Raw genomic sequence first — 16289 nt, forward strand, 5'->3', positions numbered from 1 at the left:
TCATTAGAAAGAACCATGTTCTATCTTACAGAACATCATCAATGACCGCAAACCCGCACACACTCCCCGCCACCCCCGAGGTGCTGATCAGCGAAGTCGGGCCGCGCGACGGCCTGCAGTCGGTCAAGGCCGTCATGCCGACGGACCACAAGCTGCGCTGGATCACGGCCTTGTACGAAGCCGGCCTGCGGGAAATCGAGGTCGCCTCTTTTGTGCCGGCCAAACTGCTACCGCAAATGGCCGATGCCGCCGAGGTGGTGCGGCACGCGCTGACGCTGCCTGGCCTCACGGTCATGGCGCTGGTGCCCAACCTGCGCGGCGCCGAGGCGGCCCTGGCGGCCGGCGTGCACAAACTCACCCTGCCGGTGTCGGCCAGCGCCGCGCATTCGCTGGCCAATGTGCGCAAGACCCGCGAAGAGATGATCGAGGAGGTGCGCGCCGTGGCGGCGCTGCGCCGCGACACCGCGCCGCAGGTGATGGTCGAGGTGGGCATTTCCACCGCCTTCGGCTGCACGCTGCAGGGCGAGGTGGCGGAAGACGACGTGATGCGCATCGCCGCTCAATGCATCAACGCGGGCGCCGACGAAGTGGGCCTGTCGGACACCACGGGTTATGCCAACCCGGCGCAGGTCAAACGCCTTTTCAGGCGGCTGCGCGTGGAGATAGGCGCACACGCCGGCGCGGCCCACATGCACAACACGCGCGGCCTGGGCCTGGCCAACTGCCTGGCCGCCTATGAAGAAGGCGTGCGCACGTTCGATGCCTCGCTGGGCGGCCTGGGCGGCTGCCCTTATGCGCCGGGCGCGTCGGGCAATGTGGTCACCGAAGACCTGGCTTTTATGTTCGAGGCCATGGGTGTCGCCACCGGCCTGGATCTGGGCAAGCTGATGGCCGCGCGCGAGCCGCTGCGGGCCGGGCTGCCGGGCGAGCCGATTTACGGCATGACACCCGAAGCCGGTTTACCCAAAGGTTTTATGCAAAAAAACGTTGTACAGAAAGGCGCCCATGTCTGAAGCAGGCACGCCACCCAACAAACCCATGCCTTATGCAGGCCTGCGCGTTGTCGAATTCACCCACATGGTCATGGGCCCGACCTGCGGCATGCTGCTGGCCGACCTGGGCGCCGAGGTCATCAAGGTCGAGCCGATTACCGGCGACAACACGCGCAAGCTGATCGGCTCGGGCTCGGGCTTTTTCCCGATGTTCAACCGCAACAAAAAAAGCATCGCCGTCGACCTGCAAAAGCCCGAGGGGCGCGAGCTGGTGCTCAAGCTGGTCGCCACCGCGGATGTGGTGAGCGAGAACTTCAAGCCCGGCACCATGAAGAAACTGGGCCTGGACTACGCCAGCCTTTCGCAGCTCAATGAACGGCTGATCTATGTGAGCCACAAAGGCTTTTTGCCCGGCCCTTACGACCACCGCACGGCGCTCGATGAAGTGGTGCAGATGATGGGCGGCCTGGCCTATATGACCGGGCGCGCCGGCGACCCGCTGCGCGCCGGCAGCAGCGTCAACGACATCATGGGCGGCATGTTCGGCGCGATAGGCGCCATGGCCGCGCTGGCCGCGCGAGAGAAAACCGGCAAGGGCCAGGAGGTGCAGGCCGCGCTGTTTGAAAACAATGTGTTCCTGGTGGCCCAGCACATGATGCAGTTCGCCGTGACCGGCCAGCCTGCCGCGCCCATGCCCAGCCGCATCTCGGCCTGGGCGGTCTACGACGTGTTCACCGTCAAGGACGGCGAGCAGATTTTCCTGGCGGTCGTGAGCGACACGCAGTGGGCGGTCTTTTGCGAGGCCTTCGGCTTGCAGGAGTTGCGGGCCGACCCTCGGCTAGTGAGCAACAACGATCGCGTGCGTGCCCGTGACTGGTTGATGCCGATGCTGCGCTCGCACCTGGCCGGGCACAGCGCCGCCGAGCTGGGCGCCGTGTTTGAAATGCATGCGCTGCCTTTCGCGCCCATCACCCGGCCGCAAGACCTGTTTGACGACCCGCACCTTAAGGCCACCGGCGGGCTTGCGCCCATCACGCTGTCTGACGGCGAGCGTACGGGGCAAATCAGCCCCACCGTGCTGCTGCCCCTCACGCTGGGCGGCGAACGCCCGGCCATTCGCATGAGCCCGCCCCGGCTGGGCGAGCACACACGGGAGCTGCTGCGGGAGCTGGGCTATGCCGAGGACGCCATGGATGCACTCCAGGCCGGCGGCGTCACGCGCTGACGGCGCGTTAATCATTTCAGCAACAGTCGGGGCAACCCGCGCTGGGGCTCGCGGCGGAATACGGGTTGATTCCGTGTTGATTGCTGACATTCGTGCGCATAATGAGGCCGCATGGACAAACTCAAGCAGCTGGAATCTTTCGTCTCGGTGGTAGCGCGCGGCAGCAAGAAAACGGCCGCCAAATCCGAAGGCGTGGCGCCCGCCATCATGGGCCGGCGGCTGGATGCGCTGGAAGAACGGCTGGGTGTGAAGCTCCTGGTGCGCACCACACGGCGCATTGCGCTCACGCACGAAGGCAGCGCTTTTCTGGAAGATTGCCAGCGCCTGCTGGCTGACTTGGCGAACGCGGAGGCCAGCGTGTCGGCCGGCGGCGTCAAGGCCAGCGGGCATTTGCGCATCACCGCGCCGGCGGGCTTTGGGCGCCGCCATGTCGCACCCCTGGTCACCCGCTTTCGCGAGCAGCATTCCGATGTCACCATCACCCTGAACCTGAGCGACCGCGTGGTCGACCTGGCGGGCGAGGGCTTTGACTGCGCGGTGCGCGTGGGCGACATGCCGGACTCCTCACTCGTCAGTGTGCGCATGGCCGACAACCGGCGCCTGTGCGTGGCCACGCCGCGCTACCTCAAGACCCACGGCACGCCGCAGCACCCGAGCGAGCTGGCGCGCTTTGATTGCCTCACGCTGTCCAGCGACGCCTCGCAAACGCGCGGCTGGGCATTTCAGGTGGCCGGCGAGCTGATTCACCTCAAGCCCGGTGGGCCGCTGGATTGCTCTGACGGGCAAGTGCTGCACGACTGGTGCCTGGCCGACTGCGGCATAGCCTGGCGCAGCACCTGGGAGGTCGAGTCGGAAATCGCCGCCGGCCGGCTGGTGGCGCTGCTCGAAGATTTCGCCGCGCCGCCCAACGGCATTTACGCGGTGTTTCCGCAGCGCAAACACCTGCCGCTGCGGGTTCGGCTGTGGGTGGACTTTCTCAAGCACCATTACAGCCAGCCGGAGTTCTGGCGCTCGGCGGCGTCCGCAAAAGCCTGACGCCCAACAAGACACAAGACTGAAAAAGGATCTCGCGATGACGCTCGAAGCCCTGCTGGCCTATGCCCACCTGCTGGCCATCTTCACCATGGTGGTTTTCCTGGCGAGCGAGGCGGCTCTGTGCCGCCCCGAATGGCTCAATGCCGCTGTGGTCGAGCGGCTGGGCAAGGTCGATATGGTCTACGGCATCGCCGCCGGTGCGGTGTTTGTGACCGGCCTGGCGCGCGTGTTCCTGGGCACCAAGGGCGCGGCCTGGTACGGCCACAACCCGCTGCTCTACCTGAAGCTGCTGATGTTCCTGGCGGTGGGGCTGATCTCCGTCAAGCCGACCATGATGTTTGTGCGCTGGCGGCGTGCGCTGCGCGCGAGCGGCACCTTGCCTGATGCGGTGGAAGTCAAAAAAGCGCGCCGGCTGGTGATGGTGCAGGCGCACATCCTGCCTTTTATTCCGCTCGTGGCGGTGTTCCTCGCACGCGGTTTCGGTTAACTTTTAAAGCAGGCCGCGGATCAGCCAGAAGGCCGTGCCCCACATCATCAGCGCCACCAGCAAATCCATGGCGCGCCACACCACCGGTGAATTGAGCTTGCGCCCCACGCACCACAGCGCCACGCCCAGGCCGGTGAACCACAACAGCGAGCCGGTAATCGCCCCCAGGCCGAACACCGCGTTGTCGGGCTGCGCATAAGCCAGCGAGGCCGTGCCTATCACCACCGCGGTGTCCAGCCAGGCGTGCGGGTTCAGCCACGACAAAGCCAGGGCCAGGCCGATGGCTTTGCGGCGCGGTATCGCTTCGGCACCCGGCGCCGGCGCGCCGTCTGCCCCCTGGGCCGCCGGCTGCAAAAAGCGCCGCATGGCCTGCGCGCCGTACACCAGCAGCACCAGCGCGCCCGCGCCCGTCATGGCGCCCAACAGCTTGTCAGACAGGCCGCCCAGCTGCGCCAGGCCCATCACACCCAGGCCGATCAGCGCCACATCGGTCAGCACGCAGACGGCGACTGTGAGCCAGAGGTGCTGGCGCAGCAGCCCCATGCGGATCACATGGGCGTTTTGCGGGCCTATGGCCATGATGAGTGACAGGCTGAGGACCATACCGGTCAGGAAGGCGGGGGCGGCGAGTGGGTTCATGGGCCAGAGTGTGCGTCAGGGCGCATAATAGTTAAACAAAATTAACTAAAACTAAGACTTGTCAATTAATAATTAACTTAAGTCATCACTGAACCTCATGCTGGACGCCCGACAACTCGAAGCCCTCGCCGCCGTGATCGAACACGGCAGCTTCGGCGACGCCGCCAAGGCCCTGAGCCTGACGCTGGCCGCCGTGTCGCTGCGCATCAAGTCGCTGGAGGCCGCACTGGGCCAGCGCCTGCTGGTGCGCGGCAAGCAGGTGCGCGCGACGCCGGCCGGCCAGGCGCTGCTGGGGCATGTGCGGCAGGTGCGGCTGATGGAATCCGACCTGTTCACCGGCTTGCACGGCGGCGGCAAGGCCGGGCGCCTGCAAAGCCTGAGCGTGGCGGTGAACGCAGACTCTTTGAGCAGCTGGTTTTTGCCGGGTGTGGCGCCGGTGCTGCACGGCCACGGCCTGCTGCTGGATGTGGTGGTGGACGACCAGGACCACACCCACGACGCCCTCAAAAGCGGCGACGTGACGGGCTGCGTGACCACGCTGGCCGAGGCCATGCGCGGCTGCGTGGCCGAGCCGCTGGGCGTGATGCGCTACCGCTGCATGGCATCGCCCGCGCTGGTCGCTCAATGGAACGAGCCTGCGCCCGGCAGCAAGACCGCGCCGGGCCGCCTGGCCCATCGCCTGCTGGCCAGCCCCGCGGTGATCTTCAACCGCAAAGACGCATTGCAAGATGCCTTTCTGGCCCAGCATTTCAAGCTGAAAGGCGCGCTGTACCCGCGCCATTTCGTGCCGGCCGTGGATGCGTTTGAACTGGCGCTGGAGCTGGGCATGGGCTGGGGCATGGTGCCCGATATCCTGCTGGCAGGGCGCGCGCACCGCCCGCCCCTGCAAGAGGTGCTGCCGGACTGCCCGGTGGATGTGCAGTTGTACTGGCAGCACTGGGCGCGCGAGCCGCTGGCGGCGCAGCGGCTGACGGCGGCCGTCAAGCAGGCGGCGCGGGAGAAGTTGCTACACCCCTGTTGAAGCTCACTTCGTGTAGCTTCCTCTCCCCTTTGCACGGGACGGGGCCTGCGGCCTGGCAAAGCCAGTTCCGCGGCCCCAGCTGGAAGGGGCCTTGAGCGCCGTCGGCTGATTGATGTGCAAAAGAAAACCCCCGCGAGGTCGCCCTGGCGGGGGTTGTATTTGCGGCGTCAGTCAGGCGCCGGGGATATCGGACGGCTTACTTTTTCGCGGAAGCGGCAGCCATTGGCTTGGCAGCCGGTGCGGCGGCGGCAGGCGCTGCGGCGGCTTTTTCGTCTGCCGAGCACTTCTTGATGTGCGAGGCCTTGGCGGCGCCGGCGAGCTTCTTGTCGGCGGCGGACTTCTCGCAGGCGGCGCTGGGCGCAGGGGTGGACTCGCGGATGCACTTCTTCTCAAAACTGGCTTTGGCAGCGCCCGCCAGCTTTTTCTCGGCGGATTTGGCGGCGCAATCGGCTTCGGCGCCCGCGGCCTGGGCCACGGCCGGCAGGCCCATGGACATAACACAGGTCACAGCGATAAGGGACAGCAGTTTTTTCATGAGAGGCTCCTTTTTCAAATATGTAATGAATCAGTAGGTGCGGGTGAATTCCAACACATAACGCCGCCCGGGGCAAATTCGACGACCTGGACAGCGCTTAACAGCAGGCTGTCTAAGCCTTAAACGTAAAATCAGCCGATGCTCTCCATTAAAAAAGACCTGCTCGCGGCTCTGGCTGCGGGCCTGGAAGAACTTTCCCCCGGCGCAGGCGACAAAGCCGCGTTTGAATCCCCCAAAGTGGCGGCCCATGGCGATTTCGCCTGCACGGCCGCCATGCAGCTGGCCAAGCCGCTCAAGCTCAACCCCCGCCAGGTGGCCGAAAACCTGCGCGCCAACCTGCTTACAAAGCCCGCCTTTGAGCGCTGGGTAGACGCCGTCGAGATCGCCGGCCCCGGCTTTATCAATATCCGCCTCAAACCCGCCGCCAAGCAGGAGACCGTGCGCGAAGTGCTGGCCGCCGGTGCGCAGTTCGGTGTGCAGCCGGCCGACCCGGGGCGCAAGATGATTGTGGAATTCGTTTCGGCCAACCCGACGGGCCCGCTGCATGTGGGCCATGGCCGCCAGGCCGCGCTGGGCGACGCGATCTGCAACCTCTTTGCCACGCAGGGCGCCAAGGTCTGGCGCGAGTTCTATTACAACGACGCGGGCGTGCAGATCCAGACCCTGGCCACCAGCACACAGGCGCGCGCCAAAAACATCAAGCCCGGCGACGCCGGCTGGCCCGAATCGGCCTACAACGGCGACTACATCGCCGACATCGCGGCCGACTTTCTGGCCAAGAAGACCGTCAAGTCAGACGACCGCGAATACACCGCTTCCGGCGATGTGGAAGACATCGACTCGATCCGCCAGTTCGCCGTGGCCTACCTGCGCCACGAGCAGGACCTGGACTTGAAAGCCTTCTCGGTCAGGTTCGACAACTACTACCTGGAGTCCAGCCTGTACAGCTCGGGCCGCGTCGACGCCACGGTGGCCAGGCTGAAAGACGCCGGCAAGACTTACGAGCAGGACGGCGCGCTGTGGCTGAAGTCGACCGACTACGGCGACGACAAAGACCGCGTGATGAAAAAGAGCGACGGCAGCTACACCTACTTTGTGCCTGACGTGGCCTACCACCTGGCCAAATGGGAGCGCGGCTTCGGCAAGGCCATCAATATCCAGGGCATGGACCACCACGGCACCATCGCCCGCGTGCGCGCCGGGCTGCAGGCCGCCAGCGAAGGCATCCCCCAGGGCTACCCCGACTACGTGCTGCACACCATGGTGCGTGTGGTGCGCAACGGCGAAGAGGTCAAGATCTCCAAGCGCGCCGGCAGCTACGTCACCTTGCGCGATCTGATCGAATGGACCAGCGCCGACGCCGTGCGCTTCTTTTTGCTCAGCCGCAAGCCCGACACCGAATACATCTTCGACATCGACCTGGCGCTGGCCAAGAACAACGAAAACCCGGTGTACTACGTGCAGTACGCGCATGCGCGCATCTGCTCCATCCTGACCACCTGGGCCGGCGAGGAGGCGAGCCTCAAGGCTGTCGACCTGTCGGCGCTGGACAGCCCGCAGGCGCAGCCACTGATGCTGCTGCTGGCCAAGTACCCCGACATGCTGGCCAACGCGGCTGACGGATTTGCACCACACGACGTGGCTTTTTACCTGCGGGAGCTGGCGGCGAGCTATCACAGCTATTACGATGCCGAGCGCATCCTGGTGGATGACGAAGCCGTCAAGCTGGCGCGCCTGGCGCTGGTCGCCGCGACCGCGCAGGTGTTGCACAATGGCCTGGCGGTGCTGGGCGTGAGCGCTCCGCGCAAGATGTAAACAGCAGCGAAGCGGCAAAAAAGCATGCGATTTTCAGGACAAGGCAATGAACGTGGGCAAGGTATGAACACACAACGAGGCGGAACCCTGCTGGGTTTGATTATTGGCGCCCTGATCGGCCTGGGCGCCGCGCTGGCCGTGGCGGTCTACATCACCAAGGTGCCGGTTCCCTTCATGAACAAGAGCCAGGCGCGCAACCCCGACAGCGACGCCGCCGAAGCCAAGAAGAACAAGGACTGGAACCCGAACGCGCCATTGGCCGGCAAGAACCAGCCCAAGGCGCCGGCCGCGCCGCAAGCCTCTGGTGAAGTGAGCAGCACCGCCGTGCCCGACCCGTCGGCGCAGCCCAAGGCTGCGGCTTCCGCGCCCGTCAAGGCTGCCGCTGCCAAGCCCGCACCGGCCGCGGACCCACTGGGTGACCTGGCCAAAGCCAAGGTGGAAGGGCTGTCCTCAGGCCCCGGCGTCGACCCTTTCAGCTATTTCATCCAGGCCGGTGCTTTCCGCACGCCTGAAGATGCCGAGCAGCAGCGCGCCAAGCTCTTGCTGCTGGGCATGCAGGCCAAAGTCAGCGAGCGCGAGCAGGCCGGCCGTACCGTGTACCGCGTGCGCCTTGGCCCCTTTGACAAGAAAGAAGACGCCGACAAAGCCAAGGAACGGCTGGACAACAATTCCATTGAAACCGCGCTGGTCAGGGTTCAGCGCTGAACTTTTCACGCGGCAGGCATACAAACCCCTGTAACCCTGCCGCCCAGGCTGCACTGCAGCCTGGCACCCAGCCATCCCAGCCATTTCTGCAATCCCAGGAGAAGAATTTGATGCAACGTCGTGAGTTTTCGCTTTCAGCCGCGTCCGCAGCCGTCGTCACCTTGGGCGCTACCGCCCTGCCCACCTTGTCACAAGCCCAGGCCCGCGCCTTCAAGGAAGGCACCGACTACCTGGAGCTGGGCAAAGCAGCCCCGACCGAAGCGCCCGCAGGCAAGGTCGAGGTCGTGGAGTTCTTCTGGTACAGCTGCCCGCACTGCAATGCCTTTGAGCCGCAGCTCGAAGCCTGGATCAAACAGGCGCCCAAGGACGTGGTGATCAGGCGTGTTCCGGTGTCCTTCCGCCCCGATTTCGAACCGCAGCAGCGTCTTTTCTACGTACTCGAGGCCATGGGCAAGGTCGAGGAGCTGCATAAAAAGGTGTTTGCGGCCATCCACGTGGAAAAGCAGGCGCTCAATACTGCCGATCTGGTGACGGCATGGGCCGAAAAACAGGGCCTGAACAAGGCCAAGTTTGTCGAGATGTACAACTCCTTTTCCGTCACCACCAAAGCGCGCAAGGCGACGCAGCTGCAGGACGCCTACCAGGTCGACGGCGTGCCGGCGCTCGGCGTTGCCGGCCGTTACTACACTTCGGGCTCTCTGGCCCAAAACATGGCCCGCGCACTTCAGGTCACCGACTTCCTGATCGCGCAGTCCCGCCGCAAGTAAGACCGGAAAAAAGCCGGAAAAGCCCGGAAAAACCACAAAACGGGCCGGCAGGCCTTGAGCCAGCCGTATGCCCACAAAAACCCGCCCTCGTCCGGCGGGTTTTTTTATGCCCCTAATAATTCCCCGCGCAAGCCATTCCCACAGCTTGCATGGCTACAATGGCCGGACACAAATACAGCAAGATTCGTGCCTTATGAAACATCCCCTTTTTTCCCTCATCCTGCCGGCTGTTCTGGCGCTGGGGGCGGCGTTTCCGGCCTGGGCTGAAAAAGCAGACCGGGACAAGCCGATGAATGCCGAGGCCGACGCCCTGCGTTATGACGATTTGAAGCAAACCAGCGTTTTCACCGGTAATGTGGTGATCACCAAGGGTACGACCATCGTGCGCGGCGAGCGGGTCGACGTCAGCCAGGACCCGGAGGGCTACCAGCAGGCGGTGTCGGTCGCGGCGCCCGGCAAGCTGGCCTTCTACCGCAAAAAACGCGATGGCGTGGACGAGTACATCGAAGGCGAGGGCGAGCGGATTGAGTACGACAGCAAGGCCGACCTCGTCAAATTCATCAAGCGCGCCGTGGTGCGCCGCTACAACGGCGCCACCCTGGTGGACGAAACCACCGGCGCCGTGATCGTCTACGACAACAACACCGACGTTTTCACGGTGGATGGGGGCGCGCAAAACAAAACCGCCGCCAACCCGACCGGGCGGATCCGCGCCATGCTGTCGCCGCGCGCCGCGGCCTCGGCGCCGGGTGCAAAAACGCCCGTCGCGCCTCCCGCCACCCTGCGCCCCAGCACCACGCTGGGCAACGAAAAGAACTAGAAAGAACCTGCACAGATGGATGTGGTGACTGACACTTCGGCGGCCCATGCCGCGCCGGGCGCCTCCGCCCCGCCCCCCAGCCGCCTCGTCGCGCAAGGGCTGCAGAAATCGTACGGCAGCCGCAAGGTGGTGCAGGACGTGTCGCTGTCCGTACAAAAAGGCGAAGTGGTGGGCCTGCTGGGCCCCAACGGCGCCGGCAAGACGACTTCTTTTTACATGATCGTGGGCCTGGTGCGCGCCGATGCGGGCGAGATCTCCATCGACGGGCAGTCGGTCGAGCACATGCCGATTCACCTGCGCGCCCGCCTGGGCCTGAGCTACCTGCCGCAGGAAGCCTCTATCTTTCGCAAGCTCACGGTGGAAGAAAACGTGCGCGCCGTGCTGGAGCTGCAGCTCGATGCCAAGGGCAAGCCGCTGGGCCGTGCCGACATTGAGTCGCGCCTGGACGCGCTGCTGCAGGATTTGCGGGTAGACCACCTGCGCAATTCGCCGGCGCCGGCGCTGTCGGGCGGCGAACGCCGCCGCGTCGAGATCGCACGGGCGCTGGCCACCCAGCCACGTTTTATCCTGCTTGATGAGCCCTTTGCCGGTATCGACCCGATCGCCGTCATCGAGATCCAGCGCATCATCGGTTTTTTGAAGTCACGCGGCATCGGCGTGCTGATCACCGACCACAACGTGCGCGAGACACTAGGCATTTGCGACCACGCCTACATCATCAGCGACGGCCATGTGCTCGCCCAGGGCACACCTTCCGAGATCGTGAACAACGTCGATGTGCGCCGCGTGTATCTGGGCGAACACTTCAAGATGTAGAGATGGCTCTCCCCTGTTGTCGCTCACTTCGTGTAGCGCCCTCTCCCCTTCCGGGGACGGCGCCTGCGGCCTGGCAAAGCCAGATCCGCGGCCCCCGCTTAAACTTTTTCTGCGCTCCCATCAAAGCTCCTTGAAATGAAACAAGGCCTCTCGCTTCGCGTCTCGCAGCACCTCGCGCTGACGCCTCAACTGCAGCAGTCGATCCGGCTGCTGCAGCTGTCGACGCTTGAGCTGAGCCAGGAAGTCGAGCAGATGCTCGATGAGAATCCCTTCCTGGAAATAGCCGAGGAAACGGCTGTGCGTGAGGAGTTCGGGCTGGAGCATGTCAACACGCCGGTCAGCCAGGACAGCCGGGAGTTTGAGTCCACAACGGATTCCGGCTCTGCCGCCCCGGATGACGCGGGCGCTTCGGCCGCCGGTGAGTCCGAGGTCAGCGCGGAGCCCAAGCTGGAGGAAAGCTGGGACGGCGACGGCACGGTGGAAACCGCGCCTGACGACAGCGAGTGGGGCAGTGACGCGCCGCCGCGCAAGAACAACAACGAAGAGAGCGATACCGAGGCCTCCGACCTGACGGGCAGCCACGAGTCGCTGCAAGACCACCTGCACCGGCAGTCGCTGGGCCTGCGGCTTTCTGAAGAAGACCGCGCAGCGCTGCACTTCCTCATTGAATCGCTCAACGACGACGGCTATCTGGAAGACAGCCTGGCGTCTTTGGCGGCCGGCCTGGCCGGCAACGACCTGGAGCAGGCCGAAGAACTGGAGCAGCGTTTTGCCATGGCGCTCAAGCTGCTGCACCACATGGAGCCGGCCGGCGTAGGCGCGCGCAACCTGGCCGAATGCCTGGGGCTGCAATTGCTGGACTGCAAGGACTGCGAAGAAACCCGTGCCGCCATTGCCATGTGCAAGCAGCCGATGGAGCTGCTGGCCAAACGCGATGTGAAACGGCTGTCGCACCTGTGCGGCTTCACCGAAGCCGCGATCAAGGGCGCGATCACCATCATCGGACGGCTGGATCCCAAACCCGGGCGCCGCTTTGTGAATGTGGAGCGCAACCTGATCGTGCCCGACGTCATCGTCATCAAGTCGGGCCGGGGCTTCAAGGTCTCGCTCAACGGTGACGTCATGCCGCGCCTGCGCGTGCACGACATCTATGCCAACGCCCTCAAGCAGCACAAGGGCCAGGGCGGCCAGGCGCTGCAGCAGCGCCTGCAAGAGGCACGCTGGTTCATCAAAAACATCCAGCAGCGCTTTGACACCATCCTGCGCGTGAGCAGCGCGATTGTGGAGCGGCAGAAGAACTTCTTTACCCACGGCGAGCTTGCGATGCGCCCGCTGGTGCTGCGCGAAATTGCCGATGAGCTGGGCCTGCATGAGTCCACCATCTCGCGCGTGACCACAGCCAAATACATGGGCACGCCCTTCGGCACCTTCGAGCTCAAGTACTTCTTCGGCTCCGCCCTGGGCACCGAAACCGGCGGCAACGCGTCCAGCACAGCGGTGCGCGCGCTCATCAAACAATTCGTCTCGTCTGAAAGCCTCAAAAAGCCGCTCAGCGACAACCAGATTTCCGAAATGCTCAAAGAGCAGGGCATTGAATGCGCGCGCCGCACCGTGGCCAAGTACCGCGAAGCCTTGCGCATCGCGCCTGCCAATTTGCGCAAGTCACTCTAGCCGCGCTATCAGGCCGCGCTGCCCCGTCTTTCAAAGTCAGTCATGAACCAACTCCAACTCTTTTTACCTTGCGCCGCAGGCGTCGAGGCACTGCTCGCCACCGAAGTGCAGCGCGTCACCGGCATCCAGGGCAAAGCCTGGCGCGCCGGCGTGCAACTGCAGGCTTCCTGGCGCGATGCGCTGCAGCTCAACCTGCACAGCCGCCTGGCGCAGCGCGTGCTCATCGAGCTGCAACACAACCAGTACCGCAGCGAGCAAGATCTCTACAACGCAGCCGCCAACGTGGCCTGGGAAATCTGGTTCACGCCCAAGCAAACCTTCAAGGTCGAGATCACCGCCCAGCACAGCCCGCTGCAAAGCCTGAACTTCGCCGCGCTGAAGATCAAGGACGCGATTGCCGACCGCTTTCGCGCCAAGTTCGACGACGTGCGGCCCAGCGTCGACACGCGCTGGCCGGATGTGCGCGTCTACGTGCACCTGACGACCGACACCGTCACCATCTACATCGACACCTCGGGCGAGCCGCTCTTCAAGCGCGGCTGGCGTGAAGACAAAGGCGACGCCCCGCTGAAGGAAACCCTGGCCGCGGCCATGATTGCCGCCAGTGGCTGGGACCAGCTCTGCAAGGATGGCGTGCCGCTGTACGACCCCTGCTGCGGCTCGGGCACCATCGCGATTGAGGCGGCGCAGATTGCCTGCAACATCGCCCCCGGCATCAACCGGCGCTTTGCCTTCCAGAAGTATTTGCCCTTCCAGGGCCATGTATGGGACGGCCTGCTCGACCAGGCCGAAGCCGCCATCACCGAGCCCACGGCGCCGGTCTTCGGCAGCGATGTATCTTTCCGCATGGTCGACTTTGCCGAGCGCAATGCCGAGCGCGCCGGTGTGGCCAACGCCGTGCAGCTGCGCGGCGGTGACGCGTTGCAGCGCATGCCGCCTGCGCCGTCGGGCGTGATGCTGGTGAACCCGCCTTATGGTGAACGTATTGACGTAGCGGGTGTGGCCGGCATTACCGGTGTGCAGGGGCGCGACCAGCGCCGCCAGCAACAAGACCCGCGCGCGCAGCAGGACCACCGCAACCAGCCCATCGATGAATTCGGCCAGCCGCTCAATCGCGATGCGGGTGACTATCGCAACAGCGCCGACACCCGTGAAGAGCCCGCGTTTGAAACCCCGCGTGACCGCTCGGCCAACCCGGGCCGCGAGCAGGCACAAAACGCCTGGGGCGAAGAAGCCACCGACTTCTTTCCGCAACTGGCCGCGCACTGGAAGAAAAACTACGCCGGCTGGACAGCCCACGTGCTCACGCCCGACCTCAAGCTGCCCGGCAAGATGCGCCTGAAAGAATCGCGCCGCGTGCCGATGTGGAACGGCCCCATTGAGTGCCGCCTGTTCCGCTTTGACATGGTGGCCGGCTCCGCACGCGGCAAACCGGCCGCCGCCGCACCCAACGAGCCGGCCGCGTGACGGCCCCCGCGCGCCAGCCCATCGTGCTGGACACCAACATCGTCCTCGACCTGTTTGTCTTTAACGACGCGGCGGCGCAGCCGCTGAAAAGAGCGCTGGAGGCCGGCGAGCTCGACTGGCTGGCCACGCAGGCCATGCGCGACGAGCTTGAGCGCGTGCTGGCCTATCCGCAAATCATTCCGCGCCTGGCGTTTTACGAATTGAGCGCCGGCGATGTGCTCGCCGCCTTTGACCGGCATGTGCGCCTGACGGAGGTCGCCGCCAAGGCCGGCGTCACCTGCAGTGACCCTGACGACCAGAAGTTCATCGATCTGGCGGTTGCGGCCAAAGCCTTGCTGCTCAGCAAGGACCGGGCCGTGCTTTCAATGGCAAAACGGCTGCTGACCCAAGAAGTACGGGCGCAAGCAGCTATTTAATTGATAGTGGATAGTTTTCCGGATTGACCGACGGAACAGGCCATCAACCCGCTGCGCGTTCAGCCGCAGCCCCGGGAGGCACGGTGATAGGCGGCACCGCGGCCTGACCGGGCGCCGCAGCAGAGGCGTCACCCGCCACCGGCACATGGATGCCATTGGCCTGCGCGGGCATGTGGCCGCCCGGCCCCACGCCGTTGGCGCGAAAGCTGTGCGCGCTGGCCAGCGGCCAGTAGTAGCTGAACACCGTGTTTTGTTTTTCCAGCGAGCCGAGCAGCGCGCCTGGCTCCACCTGCATGATGAGGTTGCTCAGCAGACGCACTTCGGTGTCGGTCAGCCGCCGCACGATGTGATGGGCATTGACCTCGCGCGGGTGGCACAGGCCCGCGGCCTGTACCAGCTCTTGCAGCGCATGCAGCGTGCTGCGGTGAAAGTTGCGCACGCGCTCGGCCTTGTCGGGCACCACCAGCGCCTGCTGGCGCACCGGGTCTTGCGTGGTAACGCCCGTCGGGCATTTGCCGGTGTGGCAGCTTTGCGCCTGGATGCAGCCCAGCGCCATCATGAAGCCGCGCCCGGCGTTGCACCAGTCGGCGCCCAGCGCCATCAGCCGCACCATGTCAAAGGCGCTCACGACCTTGCCGGCCGCGCCTATGGAGACACGGCTGCGCAGGTTCACGCCGATCAGCGTGTTGTGCACCAGCAGCAGGCCCTCTTGCAGCGGCGCGCCCACGTGGTCGGTGAACTCGACCGGCGCCGCGCCCGTGCCGCCCTCAGCGCCATCGACCACGATGAAGTCCGGCGTGATGTTGGTCTCCAGCATGGCTTTGACAATCGCAAACCATTCCCAGGGGTGACCAATGCAGAACTTGAAGCCGGTCGGTTTGCCGCCCGAGAGCTTTCGCAGCTTGGCGATGAAATGCATCATCTCGACCGGCGTGGTGAAGGCGCTGTGGCTGGAGGGCGAGATGCAGTCCTTGCCCTCCGGCACACCGCGTGCCGCCGAGATTTCACTCGTCACCTTGGGGCCAGGCAAGATGCCGCCGTGGCCGGGCTTGGCGCCCTGGCTCATCTTGAGCTCTATAAGCTTGACCTGCGGGTCGCGCGCGTTGGCGGCAAAGCGCTCTTCGCTGAATGTGCCGTCTTCATTGCGGCAGCCGAAATAGCCCGAGCCGATTTCCCAGATCAGGTCGCCGCCATGCAGGCGGTGGTGCTGCGAGATCGAACCCTCACCGGTGTCATGCGCAAAACCGCCCAGCTTGGCGCCCTTGTTCAGCGCCATGATGGCGTTGGCCGAGAGCGAACCGAAGCTCAGCGCCGAAATATTGAACACACTGGCGTGATAGGGCTGCGTGCAGGGCTCCACTGAAGGCGAAGGATGATCGGGCGAGCCGCCTATCCAGACGCGAAAGTCATGCGAAGGCAGCTTGGTCGGCGACATCGAATGGTTGACCCATTCGTAGCCCTGCGCGCCCACATCCAGCTGCGTGCCGAAAGGCCGGTTGTCGGGTTCGCCCTTGGAGCGCTGGTACACCAGCGAGCGCTGCGCGCGTGAAAACGGCGTCGCCTCGCTGTCGCTTTCGATGAAGTACTGGCGCATCTCCGGCCGGATGAACTCGAAGAGAAAGCGCATGTGGCCGATGACCGGGTAGTTGCGCAGCACCGCATGGCGTGTCTGCCGCAGGTCGCGGATACCCACGCAGACCAGCACTACGCCGGCCACCAGAGAGACCAGGGCCAGCTTCCCCAGCCCAAAGATCATCAAGCCGAGCAGCCCCAGCACGGCGGCCAGCCCGCACAAGGCCATAAAGGAGTAACGGACAGGGAACCAGGCATCCAGGCGCTGAAGAAACATGGTGGGGCTCTCGTGGGGGCTAGGTGACA

At 64.7% G+C, this 16289-nt stretch carries 16 protein-coding genes; 13 read left to right on the forward strand and 3 right to left on the reverse strand.

Going from position 1 to position 16289, the window contains the following annotated elements:
- Positions 1–41: 41 nt before the first annotated feature.
- From BM408_RS20340 to BM408_RS20355, 4 genes are all read left to right on the forward strand, one after another.
- The gene (locus BM408_RS20340; protein ID WP_092132289.1) at positions 42–1013 is read left to right on the forward strand and encodes a hydroxymethylglutaryl-CoA lyase; all 972 of its coding nucleotides are present in this window, start codon (positions 42–44) and stop codon (positions 1011–1013) included.
- On the forward strand, positions 1006–2217 hold the full coding sequence (locus tag BM408_RS20345; RefSeq protein WP_092132290.1) for a CaiB/BaiF CoA transferase family protein: 1212 nt from the start codon (positions 1006–1008) through the stop codon (positions 2215–2217). The genes BM408_RS20340 and BM408_RS20345 overlap by 8 nt, the downstream gene beginning before the upstream one ends.
- A gap of 111 nt (positions 2218–2328) precedes the next feature.
- Complete coding sequence (locus BM408_RS20350) at positions 2329–3252, forward strand: LysR family transcriptional regulator (protein ID WP_092132292.1); 924 nt, start codon at positions 2329–2331, stop codon at positions 3250–3252.
- A gap of 37 nt (positions 3253–3289) precedes the next feature.
- Positions 3290–3739 (forward strand): DUF2214 family protein, encoded by a 450-nt coding sequence (locus BM408_RS20355; protein WP_092132293.1) that lies wholly within the window; start codon positions 3290–3292, stop codon positions 3737–3739.
- Between the two features lie 3 nt (positions 3740–3742).
- Here BM408_RS20355 and BM408_RS20360 read toward each other — a convergent pair whose 3' ends face one another.
- Positions 3743–4378, reverse strand: a complete 636-nt coding sequence (locus BM408_RS20360) for a LysE/ArgO family amino acid transporter (protein ID WP_092132295.1) — start codon at positions 4376–4378, stop codon at positions 3743–3745.
- Between the two features lie 97 nt (positions 4379–4475).
- Here BM408_RS20360 and BM408_RS20365 point away from each other — a divergent pair, with 97 nt between their 5' ends.
- Positions 4476–5399, forward strand: a complete 924-nt coding sequence (locus tag BM408_RS20365) for an HTH-type transcriptional regulator ArgP (protein WP_092132296.1) — start codon at positions 4476–4478, stop codon at positions 5397–5399.
- 196 nt (positions 5400–5595) lie between these two features.
- Here the strand turns inward: BM408_RS20365 and BM408_RS20370 are convergent, their stop codons facing one another.
- Positions 5596–5934 (reverse strand): hypothetical protein, encoded by a 339-nt coding sequence (locus BM408_RS20370; protein ID WP_092132298.1) that lies wholly within the window; start codon positions 5932–5934, stop codon positions 5596–5598.
- 138 nt (positions 5935–6072) lie between these two features.
- Between BM408_RS20370 and argS the strand changes: the two genes are divergently transcribed.
- From argS to BM408_RS20410, 8 genes are all read left to right on the forward strand, one after another.
- A complete protein-coding gene (gene argS, locus BM408_RS20375) occupies positions 6073–7749 on the forward strand; it encodes an arginine--tRNA ligase (protein WP_092132299.1) in 1677 nt (558 codons plus the stop codon).
- A gap of 63 nt (positions 7750–7812) precedes the next feature.
- On the forward strand, positions 7813–8454 hold the full coding sequence (locus BM408_RS20380; RefSeq protein ID WP_092132301.1) for an SPOR domain-containing protein: 642 nt from the start codon (positions 7813–7815) through the stop codon (positions 8452–8454).
- Between the two features lie 110 nt (positions 8455–8564).
- Positions 8565–9221: a thiol:disulfide interchange protein DsbA/DsbL gene (locus tag BM408_RS20385; protein WP_092132302.1), complete on the forward strand. Its 657-nt coding sequence runs from the start codon at positions 8565–8567 to the stop codon at positions 9219–9221.
- A 193-nt stretch (positions 9222–9414) separates the two neighbouring features.
- Positions 9415–10041 carry a lipopolysaccharide transport periplasmic protein LptA gene (lptA, locus tag BM408_RS20390; RefSeq protein WP_092132304.1) on the forward strand — a complete coding sequence of 209 codons (627 nt, stop codon included), beginning with the start codon at positions 9415–9417 and terminating at the stop codon, positions 10039–10041.
- Positions 10042–10056: 15 nt separating this feature from the next.
- Positions 10057–10857, forward strand: coding sequence for an LPS export ABC transporter ATP-binding protein (gene lptB, locus BM408_RS20395; protein ID WP_092132305.1), 801 nt, complete (start codon positions 10057–10059; stop codon positions 10855–10857).
- Between the two features lie 135 nt (positions 10858–10992).
- Positions 10993–12528, forward strand: a complete 1536-nt coding sequence (locus BM408_RS20400) for an RNA polymerase factor sigma-54 (protein WP_092132307.1) — start codon at positions 10993–10995, stop codon at positions 12526–12528.
- Positions 12529–12570: 42 nt separating this feature from the next.
- Positions 12571–13995: a THUMP domain-containing class I SAM-dependent RNA methyltransferase gene (locus BM408_RS20405; RefSeq protein ID WP_092132308.1), complete on the forward strand. Its 1425-nt coding sequence runs from the start codon at positions 12571–12573 to the stop codon at positions 13993–13995.
- Complete coding sequence (locus tag BM408_RS20410; RefSeq protein WP_092132310.1) at positions 13992–14411, forward strand: putative toxin-antitoxin system toxin component, PIN family; 420 nt, start codon at positions 13992–13994, stop codon at positions 14409–14411. The genes BM408_RS20405 and BM408_RS20410 overlap by 4 nt, the downstream gene beginning before the upstream one ends.
- Before the next feature lie 43 nt (positions 14412–14454).
- On the opposite strand, the gene BM408_RS20415 is transcribed toward BM408_RS20410, so the two are convergent.
- Complete coding sequence (locus BM408_RS20415) at positions 14455–16260, reverse strand: FMN-binding glutamate synthase family protein (protein ID WP_092132311.1); 1806 nt, start codon at positions 16258–16260, stop codon at positions 14455–14457.
- Positions 16261–16289: the final 29 nt, after the last annotated feature.

Source organism: Polaromonas sp. YR568 (assembly GCF_900116715.1).
GTDB lineage: Bacteria > Pseudomonadota > Gammaproteobacteria > Burkholderiales > Burkholderiaceae_C > Polaromonas.